The sequence below is a fragment of the Rhodomicrobium sp. R_RK_3 genome (assembly GCF_002198715.1).
Classification (GTDB): Bacteria; Pseudomonadota; Alphaproteobacteria; order Rhizobiales; family Rhodomicrobiaceae; genus R-RK-3.
This window is the reverse complement of sequence record NZ_MWLK01000026.1, coordinates 37967-52471: the sequence shown is the minus strand read 5'-3', so window position 1 is coordinate 52471 and position 14505 is coordinate 37967. Positions and strand designations below refer to the sequence as shown.

The window sequence follows — 14505 nt, the reverse complement described above, 5'->3', positions numbered from 1 at the left end:
TTGGTTGCCACATGGTGGGATGACCAAAGGCCTCGAAGCCATGGATGCCGTCGCGCCGGAGGAGGGAGACGATCTTCCGACCATCCGCTCCCGGCTGATCTGGCTCGTCCTGGCCTGCATCGTGCCGGCCGCCCTGCTGGTCGTGGGACTGATCTATTATTCCAGCCAGAAGGATCGCGCCGCCATCGTCGCGGTCTCGATCGACACCTCGCGCGCCATCATGTCGGCGGTCGACCGGGAATTGGTCGGGGTGCAGGCCGGCCTTGCCGCGCTCGCAACCTCGCCCTATCTGGCGTCGTCAGGCGATCTCGCTGCTTTTTACGCTCAGTCGGAAAATGTGCTGACCACGCTCCACGCGAAGAGCATCCTGCTCATCGATCCCAAATTTCAGCAGGTGCTCAATACCCTCCGCCCCTTCGGCAGCGCTTTGCCCTCAGAGGCCAATCATCCCGTCCTGGCGCGGATCTTCCATACCGGTGAGCCTGTCAGAACCGACTTGATGGATGACGCCATCGCGCAACGGCCCCTGATCGTGGTGGCCGTGCCGGTCCGCCGCGACGGCACGGTGATCTACGTTCTGGCCGCCACGGTTTGGCCGGAGGCGCTGGCCACGCTTTTGCACCACCAGGGGCTTTCGACCGAATGGATTGCCGCCATCTTGGACAGCACCGGCACGACCGTCGCCCGCACGCATCAAATGGGCCGCTTCCTCGGCAAAGAAGGATCGGAGGGCGTGTTAGACCGTTTGCGCGAGGCGCCGGACGGGGCGGTCGAATCGAGGTCGCTCGAGGGTATCCCGGTCGTTGCGGCCTTCAGCAGGTCGCCTATCTCGAACTGGGCGATTAGCATCGGCATTCCCACACAAGTGCTGAACCGGGCGCTTTGGGAGCCGCTGGAATGGCTCTTCCTCGGCACGGCGCTGCTGCTGCTCGCCAGCGTCGCGCTGGCCTGGGCGATCGGGCGCAGCATCGCCCACTCTGTCCATCGACTTGCGGCGCCCGCTCTGGCTCTCGGTTTGGGCGCCGAAGTCACCGTTCCACGTCTGCCGTTGAGAGAGGCCGACGAGGTCGGCCGGGCGCTGACGCGGGCCTCCGCCATGCTGATGGCCGCGCAGCACAGAGCCTGCCACGACGCGCTGACCGGGCTCGCCAACCGCGCTCATTTCGATGACGTTCTCGGCCGTCAATTGGCGTTTTCGGACCGGACCCAGACCCCGCTCTCTGTGCTGCTGATCGATCTGGACGCCTTCAAGCCGGTCAATGACGTGCATGGCCACGCTGCGGGCGATGCCGTGCTCTGCATTGTCGCCAACCGTCTCACATCGGCGATCCGGCAATCCGATCTCGCTGCGCGGCTCGGCGGCGACGAATTTGCGCTGATTCTGACCCCCGCCGGCGCCGGGGCTGCTCAGATCGTGGCGGCAAAACTGATCGAGAGCCTGTCTGCGCCCTACCGGGTCGAGCATATGACCCTTTACCTGTCGGCGTGCATCGGCATCGCCAGCTACCCGGAGGCGGGCGCGACCAGCATGGCGCTGACGCGGCGCGCGGACGAGGCCCTGTACAAGGCCAAGGCGACCGGCAAGCAGCGCTATTGCGTCAGCGGCGTGGTCGCGGCGAATGGCAGTCCGGCGGCCGTGCTGTGACGGCGCTGCCGCTCAGAGCTGTTTCTCGCGCGGCGCGGCGGCTTCGGCGTCATGGGCAAGGGCGGGTGCCTCGATCGCGGCGTAATCATGCTCCAGCTCGGCATAGCGGCGCATGCTGACGGGGATCAGCGCCAGATAGGTCAGGCAGCCGGCCGTGACGCTGAGATAAGGGTAAGTGACGAGCGTCGCGACCAGCACGACCGCGAGCGCCACCACCGGCGCGATATAGTCGGGGGCGATGCGGCGGCCGATCAGCTTGCCGGAAAAGGTGCGGATGCGGCTGACCATCAGCGCGCCGATGCAGATGGCGTAGACGCCGATCACCGGCATCGGCATCCAGGCTTTCGGCACGCCGAGCCCCTCCAGATAGAGCGGCAGCAGCACCAGGATCGCGCCCGCCGGCACCGGCACGCCGACGAAGAACGCGCTTTGCCAGATCGGCTTGCTCGGCTCGTCCAGCGCGACGTTGAAGCGGGCAAGGCGCAGCGCGGCGGCGATGGAAAACACCAGCACGACGATCCAGCCCAGGCTCTTGACGTCGCCGAAGCCCCAGAGATAGAGCAGCACGGAGGGCGCGACGCCGAAGCAGACGAAATCGGAGAGCGAATCGAGCTCGGCGCCGAATCGGGAGGAGGCTTTCAAGAGGCGCGCCATGCGCCCGTCGATGCCGTCGAGCACGGCGGCGAGCGCGATGGCGCCGAGCGCGGTTTCGAAGCGCCCTTCGATGGCCATGCGGATGGAGGTGAGCCCGACGCAAAGCCCGACCAGCGTCACCATGTTGGGGATCAGCGAGCGCAGCGGCACGCTCCGCTTGCGGGCGGCAAGGAAGGCGCGGCGGCCATTCATCATCCTGTGCGAGAAGCGGCGCTGCATGGGGCTATCGCTGAAGCTGGCGGGGTTGCGCCGCGAGGGCGAAGCGCGCGGACGAGGGGCGGGCGAAGTTCATGGCAATCCTGGGCAAAACCGTCTCGGGCGCTGAATTCGGCCTGTCTGCGATCATCGGCTACTCTAACCATTTCTCGCCTGAAAAGCCCACCAGTTCCTTGACCGCTTCCGGCGTAACATCCTCGGCGCGCAGGCTGCGCAGGCTCTTGTCACGGTGCGACTTGGACAATTTGCGGCCCGAATTGTCGACAATGAGGCGGTGATGCCAGTAAAGCGGCTCCGGCAGGCCGAGCAGCACCTGCAGCAGGCGGTGGATGTCAGTCGCCGCGATCAGGTCGAGGCCGCGCGTGACATGGGTGACGCCCTGCAGCGCATCATCCGTGACGACCGCGATATGATAGCTGGCGGGCACATCCTTGCGCGCCAGCACGATGTCGCCCCAGCGCTCCGGGTCGGCCCGGGTCGCCGCCTCCGCCCCGCGCGCGTCGAAGCTGCGATATGTCAGCGGACCGCCATGAATTTCCCGCGCAAGAGCGGCCGCCTTGCCCATGTCCAGCCGCAAGGCGTAAGCCTCGCCCGCCGCGATCCGGGCGGCGCTTTCCTCGTGCGACAGGTCGCGGTAGAGGCCGGGATAGACCGGCACGCCCTCCGGATCGCGCGGCGCGGCGGCGCCTCTGGCCTCGAAGGCCTGGGCGATGTCACGGCGCGTGGCGAAGCAAGGATAGATCAACCCGAGCGCCGTCAGCTTGCCGATGGCCTCGGAATAGAGGTCGAAATGCTCCGACTGGCGGCGCACCGGCCGCTCCCAATCGAGGCCGAGCCAGGCCAGATCGTCGAGGATCGCGGCTTCATAGTCAGGACGCGACCGCTCGCGGTCGATATCCTCGATGCGCAACAGGAAGCGCCCGCCATGGCGCGCCGCCATGGCATGGGTGAACAGCGCCGAGAAGGCGTGGCCGAGATGCAGAAAACCGTTCGGGCTCGGCGCGAAGCGGAAAACGGATCGGGCGCTCAGCATGGCTCCATCTTCACCCTTGAGGAAAATTCTGCAATATGCGGCTTACCGGATCATTCCGCAGCCGAGGAAACAGCCATGACCGCAAGCCTGCCAAAACTCGACGGCCCCCGCATCATGCCCGCTTCCGGCGGCGCGGCGAAGCAATTGGTGGTGTTCCTGCACGGCTATGGCGCGGACGGCCAGGACCTGATCGACCTCGGCCAGCACTGGCGCGGTCTCTTGCCCGACGCGGCTTTTGTCTCGCCGCACGCGCCCGAGCGGCTGCCCGGCGGCTACGGCGGCCGGCAATGGTTCCCGCTGACCATGCGCGACCCGCAGGAGCGCTGGCACGGCGTGCAGGCCGCCGGTCCGGCGCTCAATGCTTTTCTGGACGATGAACTGGCGGCGCTGGGCCTCGGCGACGAGGCGCTGGCGCTGGTCGGCTTCAGCCAGGGCACGATGATGGCCCTGCATGTCGGCTTGCGGCGGGCAAAGCCGATGGCCGGGATCGTCGGCTATTCGGGGATGCTGGTCGAGCCGGGCCGGCTGCGGGCGGACATCCGGGCGCGGCCGCCGGTGCTGCTCGTCCATGGCGACAGCGACGATGTGATCCCGGTCGCCGCGCTGCATCAGGCGCGCGCGGCGCTCGCTGGGGAAGGCGTCGCGGTGGAATGGCATGTGCGGCCGGGCCTGCCGCACGGCATCGACGGCGAGGCGCTGGAGTTCGGCGGCCAGTTTCTGGCCAACGCGTTCCGGAAGTGAGGCCGGGGCGGCCGGGCGCGGTCGGACCGCAGCCTCGGCGCGCGGCTCTCCGGTCCTCCGTCGTCCCGGACGCCGCAAAGCGGTGAGCCGGGACCAATCCCGCATCCGCAAGCGCAGCGGCAAGAGGAGAGGCGAGTTGGCCCCGGCTCTGACGGCCGGGGCGACGGATGAGAGATACGCGAGGAGGCGAGGGCACGCTCACAATCCGAGCGGACGTCGGCGTCGCATTCAGCCCGTCAGCTCCGCGATTGCGGCGCGCAATTCCGCGGCGTTCGTGACGATCCGGTCGGCGCCTAACGTGCGAATGTCGCGGCTGCCATAGCCGTGCGGGACCAGAATGACGGGGATGCCGGCCGCGCGGGCCGAACCGACATCGGCGCCGGAATCGCCGACCAGCACGGCGCGCGAAACCTCGCCCCCGGCGTCGCGGATGGCCAGCAGCAGGGGCTCGGCATCGGGCTTGATCCCGCGGCCGGGGACGTGGCCGACGACGGCGTGCATCCAGCGCGCGACATCCAGCGCATCAAGGATCTGCAAGACCAGATCCTCCGCCTTGTTGCTGCAGACGGCGATCCGCGCGCCCTCGCCATGCAGGCCGATCATGGTCTCGGCGACCCAGTTATGCAGCACCGTCCGGGGCGCGGGCGCGGCGCGGTAATGGGCCATCAGCCGGGCGAAAGCGGCCTCGGTCTCGGCCTCGTCCAATTCCAGTCCCGTCGCCAGCAACGCTTTGCGCAGCAGCGCGTCGAGGCCGCCGCCGACCATGCGCTCGGTCTCGGCAAGGCCGACATGGCGGCCGAGATCGTCCAGGGTCGCGTTCAGCGCGGCGGCGATGTCGGGCGAGGTGTGTGCAAGCGTGCCGTCGAGGTCGAAGACGACGGTGAGGGGCGGTTTCGGTGCGGGTTGCGCCATGGATGCCGGGGCCGATTTTGTGTGGCGTGATGCACTGGTCGTATTCCCCGCAAGGGCGGGAGGCCGGTATTCACTAACCGGAAATGCTCAGACTGCCTAACCACTTATGCGCGGCATGGGCGCGCGCGATCTGCTCAGAGGGCCTAAGTCTTTTGTCATCCCCGCGAAAGCGGGGATCCAATACGCCACAGCATCCGCGTTTAGGGCGCAGCCTCAGGCGAAGTTTGCCCTTTACTGGATACCCGCTTTCGCGGGGATGACAAAACCCGGTGTCTTTGCACCCGTGTGAGCGCCCCTTTAAAACGCCGCCGCGAAGGCATGTCCTGCGGGCCGGCCGAGGAAACTTCGATGCAGCGCCCGGATCGCGTCGATGAGCTGCGCGGGCGATGGCGTGGCGGCGGAGCGGTTCGGCTCGGCGAGGGCAGGCAGCGCCTCCACCACGCGGGCCGCGCCAGCGAAATTCTCGCCGCGCGAATAATGGCTTGGCGTAACCAGCGTCGCCAGACCCGCGCCGATGGCCGAGCGCAGACCGTTCTCCGAATCCTCGATGGCGAGGCAATTCTCGGGCGGCAATCCCAAACCGGCGAGGGTCGCCACGAACACGTCCGGCGCGGGCTTCTTGCGAGGCACGCTTTCGCCGGCGGCGATCACCTCGAACGCTCCGGCGCCGTCCGCGCCGAGCGTGCTTCGGAGCAGCGCATCGACATTCGGCCGGCTCGTCGTGGTGGCGATGGCGAGGCGAATATCGTCGGTCAGCGCGCCCTCGATCAGCTCGGCGACGCCCGGCCGCAGCTTGATCTGGCCGTCCGACATCATCTGCGCATAGATCGCCGTCTTGCAGCGGTGGAGGTCCGCGATCAACCTCTCGACCCCGATAACGCTCATGCCGAGCCCGCCCGTCATGTCGATATAGAAGGCCAGCCGCTCCTTGCCGCCCGTCACTTTCAGCAGGTCGCCATACAGAGCCTCGCTCCAATGCCAGTCGAGGCCGGCGTCGGCGAAGGCGCGGTTGAAGGCCGCGCGATGCACCTCCTCGGTTTCGGCGAGCGTGCCGTCGACGTCGAAAATGATGGCTTGGAGCATTCGGCCTCCCGGGCAACAGGCTTATTCCTTGCCGGCGTCGCTCGTGTCGGCGCCATTGGCGTTCTTCAGAACGCGGCTCGCCAGAATGTCCGGCGCGTCGATGATCGACAGCGTGTCGATGGCAATCGCGCCATCGCTGGCGAAAATGCGGTTGGCTTGCCGCAGCCGCGCCCGGTCGAGCGCATTGCGGATCGAGCGCGCATTGGCGAAGAGCGGCTGGCCCTTGCGCGCTTCGATATAGGCGATCAGTGCGTCGTGCCCATCCGGGCTCAATCTGTAATTCTGTTTGGCCAGCATAATTTCCGCAATACGTAGTAATTCGTCGTCTGAATAATCGGGAAAATCGATGTGGTGGGCGATGCGCGAGCGGAAGCCCGGGTTGGAGCGGAAGAACTTGTCCATGCGGTCGCCATAGCCGGCGAGGATGACGACCAGGTCTTCGCGCTGATTTTCCATGACCTGCAAGAGGATTTCGATGGCCTCCTGGCCGTAATCGCGCTCGTTTTCCTGGCGGTAGAGGTAATAGGCCTCGTCGATGAACAAGACGCCGCCCATCGCCTTTTTGAGGATTTCCTTGGTCTTCGGAGCCGTGTGCCCGATGTACTGGCCGACGAGATCGTCGCGCGTCACCGAGACCAGATGGCCTTTGCGGACATAGCCGAGCCGGTGCAGGATGTCGGCCATGCGCATGGCGACGGTGGTCTTGCCGGTGCCGGGATTGCCGGTGAAGCTCATATGCAAGGTCGGCGTCTCGACGGTCAGGCCCATGCGGCGGCGGACGCGGTCGACGAGCAGCAGCGCGGCGATTTCGCGGATGCGGGTCTTGACCGGCAGCAGGCCGACGAGTTCGCGGTCGAGCTGATCGAGGATGTCCGCGAGGCCGGTCTCGGCATATTCCTGGCGCAGATTGACGGATTGCGGCAGGGCCGGTTCGGGAAGACCGGCGGATTCCTTTGTAGACATGGCTTGCCTCGCTTCTTGAATGGGCAGGCAGGGCATTCGGCTTGCGGGGATTCAGTTTGTCTCCCGTCAACCTCGGACGAAATCCCCGCGAAGGCGGGGATCCAGTAGGCCGCAGTACGTACGGATAGGCAGAACGCCTATTCGAGTTTGTGAATACTGGATCCCCGCCTTCGCGGGGATTTCGAAGATTGGAATTTGCGGGGCGTTGTGTGCCCCGCACGGAGTCTCAGTACCGCTCCCCCTGCGGCTTGTTCACGGCGTAGGAGCGCGTCGTATAGGCGATTTTGCGGCCGGCGCGCTCCTGGCGCTCGAGCATGAAGCCCGGCTCGTTGGCGGGCCGGTCGACGATGAAGGACAGTTTGACCGACTCCCAGCCATGCGAGGAGTCGAAGGCCGACAGGCGGATATACATGCGCCCGCCATAGACCTTGCGGCATTCGGCCAGCTCCAGCATCACGGCGGCCGGGTCCTTGGTGTCGAACATCGGCAGGCCCCACATCTCCCAATAGGTGTTGCGGGGATGCGGGTCGTCGGTGAATTCCAGGTTCACGGCCCAGCCGTGGTCCATGCAGTACTGGATCTGCTTCTTGATCTGATCGTCCGTCAGGTCGGGCAGGAAGGAGAACGTGCCTTGGGTGACTCTCATCGTCGGGTTCCTTTTTTTGCCCTCCCCCTTGTGGGAGAGGGCGGGCGCCGAAGGCGACCGGGTGAGGGGTTTGGGACTATTCCGCAGCGGTGGCTGTCGGGATGAAGTCGGGCGTGTCGGTGGAGGCGTAGTCGAAGGTGATGTCCCCCCACAAATCGAGCGCCTGCTTCAACGGCGTGCAATGGCGCGCCGCCTCGATCAGGATCTGCGGCCCCTCGGCCAGATAGTCGCGGCCCTCGTTGCGGGCGAGGATCATCGCCTCCAGGGCGACGCGGTTGGCGGTCGCTCCGGCCTGGATGCCCATCGGATGGCCGATGGTGCCGCCGCCGAATTGCAGCACCACGTCCTCGCCAAGGTGATGCAAGAGCTGATGCATCTGCCCCGCGTGAATGCCGCCCGAGGCGACCGGCATCACCTTGTTCAGTGAGGCCCATTCCTGCTCGAAGAACAGGCCGTGCTGGAGGTTCACCTTGGTGTGCTCGTCGAGCAGCGTGTCGTAGAAGCCGCGGATCATCAGCGGGTCGCCTTCGAGCTTGCCGACCACGGTGCCGGCATGGATGTGGTCGACGCCCGCCATCCGCATCCATTTGCAGATGACGCGGAAATTCATGCCGTGGTTCTTCTGGCGCGAATAGGTCGAGTTGCCGGCGCGGTGCAGATGCAGGATGGTGTCGTTCTTGCGCGCCCATTTGGCCATGGACTGGATGGCGGTGTAGCCGATCACGAGGTCGATCATGATGATGACCGAGCCCAGCTCCTTGGCGAATTCGGCGCGCTCGTACATCTCCTCCATGGTGCCGGCGGTGACGTTGAGATAGTGGCCCTTGACCTCTCCGGTCGACGCCTGCGCGCGGTTGACTGCCTCCATGCAGTAGAGGAAGCGGTCGCGCCAGTGCATGAAGGGCTGCGAGTTGATGTTCTCATCGTCCTTGGTGAAGTCGAGGCCGCCCTTCAGCGCTTCGTAGACGACGCGGCCGTAATTGCGGCCGGACAGGCCGAGCTTGGGCTTGGTCGTCGCGCCGAGCAGCGGGCGGCCGAACTTGTCGAGGCGCTCGCGCTCGATGACCACGCCGGTCGCCGGTCCCTGGAAGGTTTTCAGATAGGCGACGGGGATGCGCATGTCCTCGAGGCGCAGCGCCTTGACGGCCTTGAAGCCGAAGACGTTGCCGATGATAGATGCGGTGAGGTTGGCGATCGAGCCAGGCTCGAACAGGTCCAGGTCATAGGCGATATAGGCAAAGTGCTGGCCCGGCGCATTCGGTACCGCATCGACGCGGTAGCATTTGGCGCGGTATTTTTCGCAAGCCGTCAGCCGATCGGTCCACACCACGGTCCAGGTCGCCGTCGAGGACTCGCCCGCGACGGCCGCCGAGGCCTCGATCGGGTCGACGCCGTCCTGCGGGGTGACGCGGAACAGCGCGATGATGTCGGTGTCCTTGGGCACGTAGTCGGGCTGCCAGTAGCCCATCTTCTTGTATTCCATCACGCCGGCTTTGTAGCGGTCCTTGCCGGTGACTTGCGTGTTGGTCATGTCCATCGGTTTTCTCCTTACCGGCCGATTGGCCGCTGACGTCTTGTTCTCAGTCGATGAGGCTGCGGGCGGCGGCAGCGATGCGCTCCGCGGTGATGCCGAAATGGCGGTAGAGGTCGGCCGCCGGGGCCGATGCGCCGAAGCCGGTCATGCCGATGAAGGGGCCGTGCCGGCCGAGCCACTGGTCCCAGCCCTGGCGCACGCCGGCCTCTATGCCGACGCAGGGCGCCGGACCGATGACCGCGTCCTGATAGGCGCGCGGCTGCTCGGCGAACAGCTCCCAGCAGGGCATGGAGACGACGGCCGCATTGATGCCGTCGGCGGCGAGGGCATCTGCGGCTTCGAGGGCGAGCGAGACTTCGGAGCCGGTCGCCAGCAGCGAGACGTGCAGCGGGCCTTCGGCTTCGCGCAGCACATAGGCGCCGCGATTGACCAGATTGCCGTCGCTCGGCGTCAGCCGCAGCGCCGGCAGCGCCTGCCGCGTCAGGCAGAGGATCGACGGGCGGGTTCGCTGCCCGAGTGCGATCTCCCAGCATTCGGCGGTCTCGATGGCGTCGGCGGGGCGGAAGACCAAGACGTTCGGCATGGCGCGCAGGCCGGCGACATGCTCGACGGGCTGGTGCGTCGGGCCGTCTTCGCCGAGGCCAATGGAGTCATGCGTCATGACGTAGATGACGCGCTGCTGCATCAGCGCTGATAGCCGGATCGAGGCGCGGCAATAATCGGTGAACACCAGGAAGGTGCCGCCATAAGGGATGAGTCCGCCATGCAGGGCGATGCCGTTCATCGCCGCCGCCATGCCATGCTCGCGCACGCCGTAATGGATGTAGCTGCCGGAAAAATCCGTCGGCGTAACCGGGCGCTGCGGCTTCGCATGGGTGAGGTTCGAATGGGTCAGGTCCGCCGAGCCGCCGACGAGGTTAGGCATGGCGGGCGCAATCGCTTCGAGCACCTTCTGCGAGGCCTGCCGGGTCGCCAGTTTCGGCCTCTCGGCGAGCCATTGCGCCATCAGCGCGTCGAGCCGGCCGATTACGGCGACGGAGGCCACGCCGTCGAGATCCTCGGCGAAACGCTTGCGCAGGTCGGCGGGCTGCGCCTCGCGGATGACGTTCCACACTTTGCGCGCCTCAGCGCCGCGGATCGCCGTGCGCCGCCATGCGGTAAGGATCGGGCCGGGGATCTGGAACGGCGGATGGGGCCAGCCGAGCGCCGCCCGCGCCGCTTCGATCTCCGCCGCGCCGAGCGGCGCGCCATGCACGCCCTCGGTGCCCTGTTTGTTCGGCGCGCCATAGCCGATGATGGTCTTGCAGGCGATGAAGGACGGGCGGTCGCTGTCGCGCGCCCGGCCGATCGCCGCCGCGATCTCCTCCCGATCGTGCCCGTCCACCTGCTCGACATCCCAGCCGGCGGCGCGGAAACGCTGCAACTGGTTGGTCGAGGTCGCGAGCGACGTCGGCCCGTCGATGGAGATGGCGTTGTCGTCCCACAAGACGATCATCTTGGACAGACGCAGATGCCCGGCAAGGTCGATGGACTCATGGCTGATGCCCTCCATCAGGCAGCCGTCGCCGACGATGGCATAGGTGTGATGATCGGCGACGCCGTCGCCATAGCGGGCATTCAGCATCCGCTCGGCGATGGCCATGCCAACCGCATTGCCGAGCCCCTGGCCGAGCGGCCCGGTCGTGGTCTCGATTCCCGGGCAATGGCCATATTCGGGATGGCCCGCCGTCTTCGCGCCGAGCTGGCGGAAACGCTTCAGCTCATCGAGCGTCACGCCTTCATAGCCGGTCAGATAGAGCAGCGCGTATTGCAGCATCGACCCGTGCCCGGCCGAGAGCACGAAGCGGTCGCGGTCCGGCCATTCCGGCTCGGCGGGATCGAATTTCAGGAACTGGCGGAACAGCACCGTCGCCACATCGGCCATGCCCATCGGCATTCCCGGATGGCCGGACTTGGCTGCCTCGACCGCATCCATGGCGAGGGCGCGGATGGCGTTCGCCATATCCTTATGGGCGACCTCGGCGCCGGTCGCGCTCGTCATATGGTAGGGCATTTCAATGATCTCCCCCATTAGCCTGCCCTTCTTTTGCGCTCGACCAGCTTCATGATCATCGGCGTCAGGATGAGCTGCATGGCCAGATCCAGCTTGCCGCCGGGGATGACGATGGAATTGGCGCGCGACATGAAGCTGTCGGGCAGCATGGCGACGAGATAAGGGAAGTCGATGCCGCGCGGATTGCGGAAGCGGATGACCACCAGCGACTCGTCCAGCGTCGGAATCCAGCGCGCGATGAACGGGTTCGAGGTATCGACCGTCGGCACGCGCTGGAAGTTGATGTCGGTGTGGGTGAATTGCGGGCAGATATAGTTCACATAGTCTGGCATCCGCCGCAGGATAGTCTGGGTCACGGCCTCGGCCGAATGGCCGCGCGATTCCTTGTCCCGGTGGATTTTCTGGATCCATTCCAGATTGATGACCGGCACAACTCCGATCTTCAGATCGGCGTGGCGGGCGATGTCGACGCCCTTGGTCACCACCGCGCCATGCAGGCCCTCGTAGAATAGCAGATCCGTATTCGGCGGCATGTCGTGCCATTCGGTGAATGTGCCTGGCGGCGCGCCGTGCAGCTTGGACTCGCGCTCGTCATGGATGTAATAGCGCGTGCGCCCGCCGCCCGTTTCGGCATAGGTGCGGAAGGTCTCTTCCAGCGCCTCGAACAGATTGGCCTCGGGGCCGAAATGGCTGAAATGGGCATTGCCGTTTTCGGCCGCCTCAGCCATCGCCGCCCGCATCTGGGCCCGGTCATAGCTGTGAAAAGCATCACCTTCGATCATCGCCGCCTTGACGCCTTCACGGCGGAAGATCTGCTCGAACGTGTGCTTGACCGTCGAGGTGCCCGCGCCGGACGAACCGGTGACCGAAATGATGGGATGCTTCTGCGACACGATCAGTCCTCCAGTGCCTCAGGCACGCAACAAGCCGCGGCGGGCGAATAGGGGCGAGCGTTCGAAAGTCGAGTTGGGGTCGGCCTTGTAGCGGCCGATGCGGTCGATCTCGCCGGCCGAGCCGAAGATCAGCGGCGTGCGCTGATGCACGGCCTCCGGCACGATGTCGAGGATGCGGGTCTGGCCGTCGAAGGCCTTGCCGCCGGCCTGCTCGATCAGGAAGGCGATCGGATTGGCCTCGTAGACCAGCCGCAGCCGGCCCTTTTCGTAGCCCTTGCGGGCATCGGCCGGGTAGAGGAAGACGCCGCCGCGCGCCAGGATGCGGTGGCACTCGGCAACCAGCGAGGCGATCCAGCGCATGTTCACATCCGAGCCGCGCGGACCTTCGACCCCCGCCAGGCAGTCGTCGATATAGGAGCGCACCGCATCGCTCCAATGGCGGTAGTTGGAGGCGTTGATGGCGTATTCGTTGGTGTCGGGCGCGATCGCCAGCCGGTCGGCGGTGAAGCGGAATTGCCTGGCGTCGCGGTCGAGGGTGAAGAGCAGCGTGCCCTCGCCCATGGTCAGCACCAGCGCGCATTGCGGCCCGTAGATCACATAGCCGGCGGCGAGCTGGGCCGAACCGGGCTGGGCGAAGCTGGCCTGGCCGGCGGCGGGCAGCACCGAGAAGATCGTGCCGATGGAGACGTTGGTGTCGATGTTGGAGGAGCCGTCCAGCGGGTCGATGGCGATGGCGAGCAGCCCGTCCGATTGCAGCTCGAGCGGCTGGCGCAGTTCCTCGGAGGCGATCAGCGCAACCGGCGCATCGCGCAGCGAGGCGATGACGCGGTCATTGGCCCACACATCGAGCTTGGTCTGGCTGTCGCCATCTTCGTTGGCGCCGAGCTTTTCCCCGAGCTGGCCCTCGAGCGGCCCGCGGGCGATCCGCACGGCGATATCGGCGGACGCCTCGGCGACGGCGCGCACGGCGCTCGCGACGGCGGACTTGGCCGGATCGTTGCCGGACCAGTCGGATAGATAGGAAGTGAGTGTGGTGACACCACGCATGTTTTGGCCGCTCCCGATGGAAAAGCAAATCGGCCGGGCCCGTTTGGCCATCGGCCTCCGGGTCACTGTTTACGGTTAGCTTTGCAAAAAAGCTGCATTCAGTAAAATTATTAGTTCTATGCCTATAGCAAAGTTTTCCTTACTATACGCGATGCACGAGATCAGCCTCAGGCAACTGCGCATTGTCTCCGCCATCGCCAAAACCGGGAAAGTCATTGGCGCGGCAGAGATTCTTGGCGTCACGCCGCCCGCCGTCACCCTCCAGTTGAGACAGCTCGAAGCGGGGCTGGGCCTTGCGCTGTTCGAGCGTGCGCGCGAAGGCATGAGACTGACCGCCGCAGGCCAGCACATTTTGCAGAGCGCGGCGCGGATCGACGCCGAACTCGCGAGCTGCCTTGAAGGCTTCAAGGCCATGCGCGGGCTGAAGGGCGGCACCGTCGCCATCGGCGTCGTCAGCACGGCGAAATATTTCGCGCCCGCAGCCCTCGGCGCCTTCAAGCGCAAGCAGCCCGATGTTGAATTGAAGCTGTTCGTCGGCAATCGCGGCGACACCATCCGCGCCCTGGCCGACCTCGAGCTCGACCTCGCCATCATGGGCCGCCCGCCGGAACATCTCGACCTCCGCAGCGCGCTGATCGGTGAGCACCCGCACGTCATCATCGCCCGGCCGGATCATGCTTTGGCCAAGCGTCGGGGGTTATCGCTCGGCGATCTGGCGGACGAGACCTTCCTGATGCGCGAGCAGGGCTCGGGCACGCGGATGCTGATGGAGCGGATTTTCGCCGATGCGGGCAGGACGCCGCGCATGGGCATGGAGATTTCCTCGAACGAAACCATCAAGCAGGCGGTGATGGCCGGGCTCGGCATCGCCTTCATCTCCGGCCACACCATCGCGGCGGAGGTCGAGATCGAGCGGCTGGCGGTGCTGAACGTCGAGGGCCTGCCGGCGACGCGGCAATGGTGGGTGGTGCATCACGCCGACAAGCGGCTGATGCCCGCGCCGCTCGCGCTCTGGGCCTTCCTGCACGAAGAGGGCGGGCAGTATTTGCCTGTGCTGCCGATGGCGGCGGAGGGGTGAGTAGCGG

General features: G+C 66.1%; 13 protein-coding genes. 3 read left to right on the top strand and 10 right to left on the bottom strand.

The window, feature by feature from the left end; genetic code table 11:
• The first annotated feature begins 4 nt into the window (after positions 1 to 4).
• Positions 5 to 1645, top strand: a complete 1641-nt coding sequence (locus BLEFHOIH_RS14615) for a sensor domain-containing diguanylate cyclase (RefSeq protein WP_170937166.1) — start codon at positions 5 to 7, stop codon at positions 1643 to 1645.
• Between the two features lie 12 nt (positions 1646 to 1657).
• On the opposite strand, the gene pssA is transcribed toward BLEFHOIH_RS14615, so the two are convergent.
• Complete coding sequence (gene pssA / locus BLEFHOIH_RS14610; protein ID WP_088346695.1) at positions 1658 to 2518, bottom strand: CDP-diacylglycerol--serine O-phosphatidyltransferase; 861 nt, start codon at positions 2516 to 2518, stop codon at positions 1658 to 1660.
• Between the two features lie 130 nt (positions 2519 to 2648).
• On the bottom strand, positions 2649 to 3548 hold the full coding sequence (gene gluQRS / locus BLEFHOIH_RS14605) for a tRNA glutamyl-Q(34) synthetase GluQRS (protein ID WP_088346693.1): 900 nt from the start codon (positions 3546 to 3548) through the stop codon (positions 2649 to 2651).
• Positions 3549 to 3623: 75 nt separating this feature from the next.
• On the opposite strand from gluQRS, the gene BLEFHOIH_RS14600 reads away from it, so the two are divergent.
• Entirely contained in the window at positions 3624 to 4289 is a 666-nt protein-coding gene (locus BLEFHOIH_RS14600) for a prolyl oligopeptidase family serine peptidase (protein WP_245297015.1), read from the top strand.
• 228 nt (positions 4290 to 4517) lie between these two features.
• Here BLEFHOIH_RS14600 and BLEFHOIH_RS14595 read toward each other — a convergent pair whose 3' ends face one another.
• From BLEFHOIH_RS14595 to BLEFHOIH_RS14555, 8 genes are all read right to left on the bottom strand, one after another.
• Entirely contained in the window at positions 4518 to 5201 is a 684-nt protein-coding gene (locus BLEFHOIH_RS14595; RefSeq protein ID WP_088346691.1) for an HAD hydrolase-like protein, read from the bottom strand.
• A 297-nt stretch (positions 5202 to 5498) separates the two neighbouring features.
• The gene (locus BLEFHOIH_RS14585; protein WP_088346687.1) at positions 5499 to 6284 is read right to left on the bottom strand and encodes an HAD-IA family hydrolase; all 786 of its coding nucleotides are present in this window, start codon (positions 6282 to 6284) and stop codon (positions 5499 to 5501) included.
• Positions 6285 to 6305: 21 nt separating this feature from the next.
• Positions 6306 to 7247: a CbbX protein gene (gene cbbX, locus BLEFHOIH_RS14580; protein WP_088346685.1), complete on the bottom strand. Its 942-nt coding sequence runs from the start codon at positions 7245 to 7247 to the stop codon at positions 6306 to 6308.
• A gap of 226 nt (positions 7248 to 7473) precedes the next feature.
• Entirely contained in the window at positions 7474 to 7893 is a 420-nt protein-coding gene (locus tag BLEFHOIH_RS14575; protein WP_088346683.1) for a ribulose bisphosphate carboxylase small subunit, read from the bottom strand.
• 76 nt (positions 7894 to 7969) lie between these two features.
• Entirely contained in the window at positions 7970 to 9430 is a 1461-nt protein-coding gene (locus tag BLEFHOIH_RS14570; RefSeq protein ID WP_088346681.1) for a ribulose-bisphosphate carboxylase large subunit, read from the bottom strand.
• A 43-nt stretch (positions 9431 to 9473) separates the two neighbouring features.
• Positions 9474 to 11498 carry a transketolase gene (gene tkt / locus BLEFHOIH_RS14565; protein WP_245297014.1) on the bottom strand — a complete coding sequence of 675 codons (2025 nt, stop codon included), beginning with the start codon at positions 11496 to 11498 and terminating at the stop codon, positions 9474 to 9476.
• Positions 11498 to 12373, bottom strand: coding sequence for a phosphoribulokinase (locus BLEFHOIH_RS14560; protein WP_088346679.1), 876 nt, complete (start codon positions 12371 to 12373; stop codon positions 11498 to 11500). The genes tkt and BLEFHOIH_RS14560 overlap by 1 nt, the downstream gene beginning before the upstream one ends.
• Before the next feature lie 18 nt (positions 12374 to 12391).
• Positions 12392 to 13420, bottom strand: a complete 1029-nt coding sequence (locus BLEFHOIH_RS14555; protein ID WP_088346849.1) for a class 1 fructose-bisphosphatase — start codon at positions 13418 to 13420, stop codon at positions 12392 to 12394.
• A gap of 151 nt (positions 13421 to 13571) precedes the next feature.
• Here BLEFHOIH_RS14555 and BLEFHOIH_RS14550 point away from each other — a divergent pair, with 151 nt between their 5' ends.
• The gene (locus BLEFHOIH_RS14550; protein ID WP_088346677.1) at positions 13572 to 14498 is read left to right on the top strand and encodes a LysR family transcriptional regulator; all 927 of its coding nucleotides are present in this window, start codon (positions 13572 to 13574) and stop codon (positions 14496 to 14498) included.
• Positions 14499 to 14505: the final 7 nt, after the last annotated feature.

Bases quoted from the DNA above. Each gene is read 5' to 3' on its own strand.
- pssA (WP_088346695.1), bottom strand. From the start codon at position 2,518: ATGCAGCGCCGCTTCTCGCACAGGATGATGAATGGCCGCCGCGCCTTC.
- gluQRS (WP_088346693.1), bottom strand. From the start codon at position 3,548: ATGCTGAGCGCCCGATCCGTTTTCCGCTTCGCGCCGAGCCCGAACGGT.
- BLEFHOIH_RS14600 (WP_245297015.1), top strand. From the start codon at position 3,624: ATGACCGCAAGCCTGCCAAAACTCGACGGCCCCCGCATCATGCCCGCT.
- BLEFHOIH_RS14595 (WP_088346691.1), bottom strand. From the start codon at position 5,201: ATGGCGCAACCCGCACCGAAACCGCCCCTCACCGTCGTCTTCGACCTC.
- BLEFHOIH_RS14585 (WP_088346687.1), bottom strand. From the start codon at position 6,284: ATGCTCCAAGCCATCATTTTCGACGTCGACGGCACGCTCGCCGAAACC.
- cbbX (WP_088346685.1), bottom strand. From the start codon at position 7,247: ATGTCTACAAAGGAATCCGCCGGTCTTCCCGAACCGGCCCTGCCGCAA.
- BLEFHOIH_RS14575 (WP_088346683.1), bottom strand. From the start codon at position 7,893: ATGAGAGTCACCCAAGGCACGTTCTCCTTCCTGCCCGACCTGACGGAC.
- BLEFHOIH_RS14570 (WP_088346681.1), bottom strand. From the start codon at position 9,430: ATGGACATGACCAACACGCAAGTCACCGGCAAGGACCGCTACAAAGCC.
- tkt (WP_245297014.1), bottom strand. From the start codon at position 11,498: ATGGGGGAGATCATTGAAATGCCCTACCATATGACGAGCGCGACCGGC.
- BLEFHOIH_RS14555 (WP_088346849.1), bottom strand. From the start codon at position 13,420: ATGCGTGGTGTCACCACACTCACTTCCTATCTATCCGACTGGTCCGGC.
- BLEFHOIH_RS14550 (WP_088346677.1), top strand. From the start codon at position 13,572: ATGCACGAGATCAGCCTCAGGCAACTGCGCATTGTCTCCGCCATCGCC.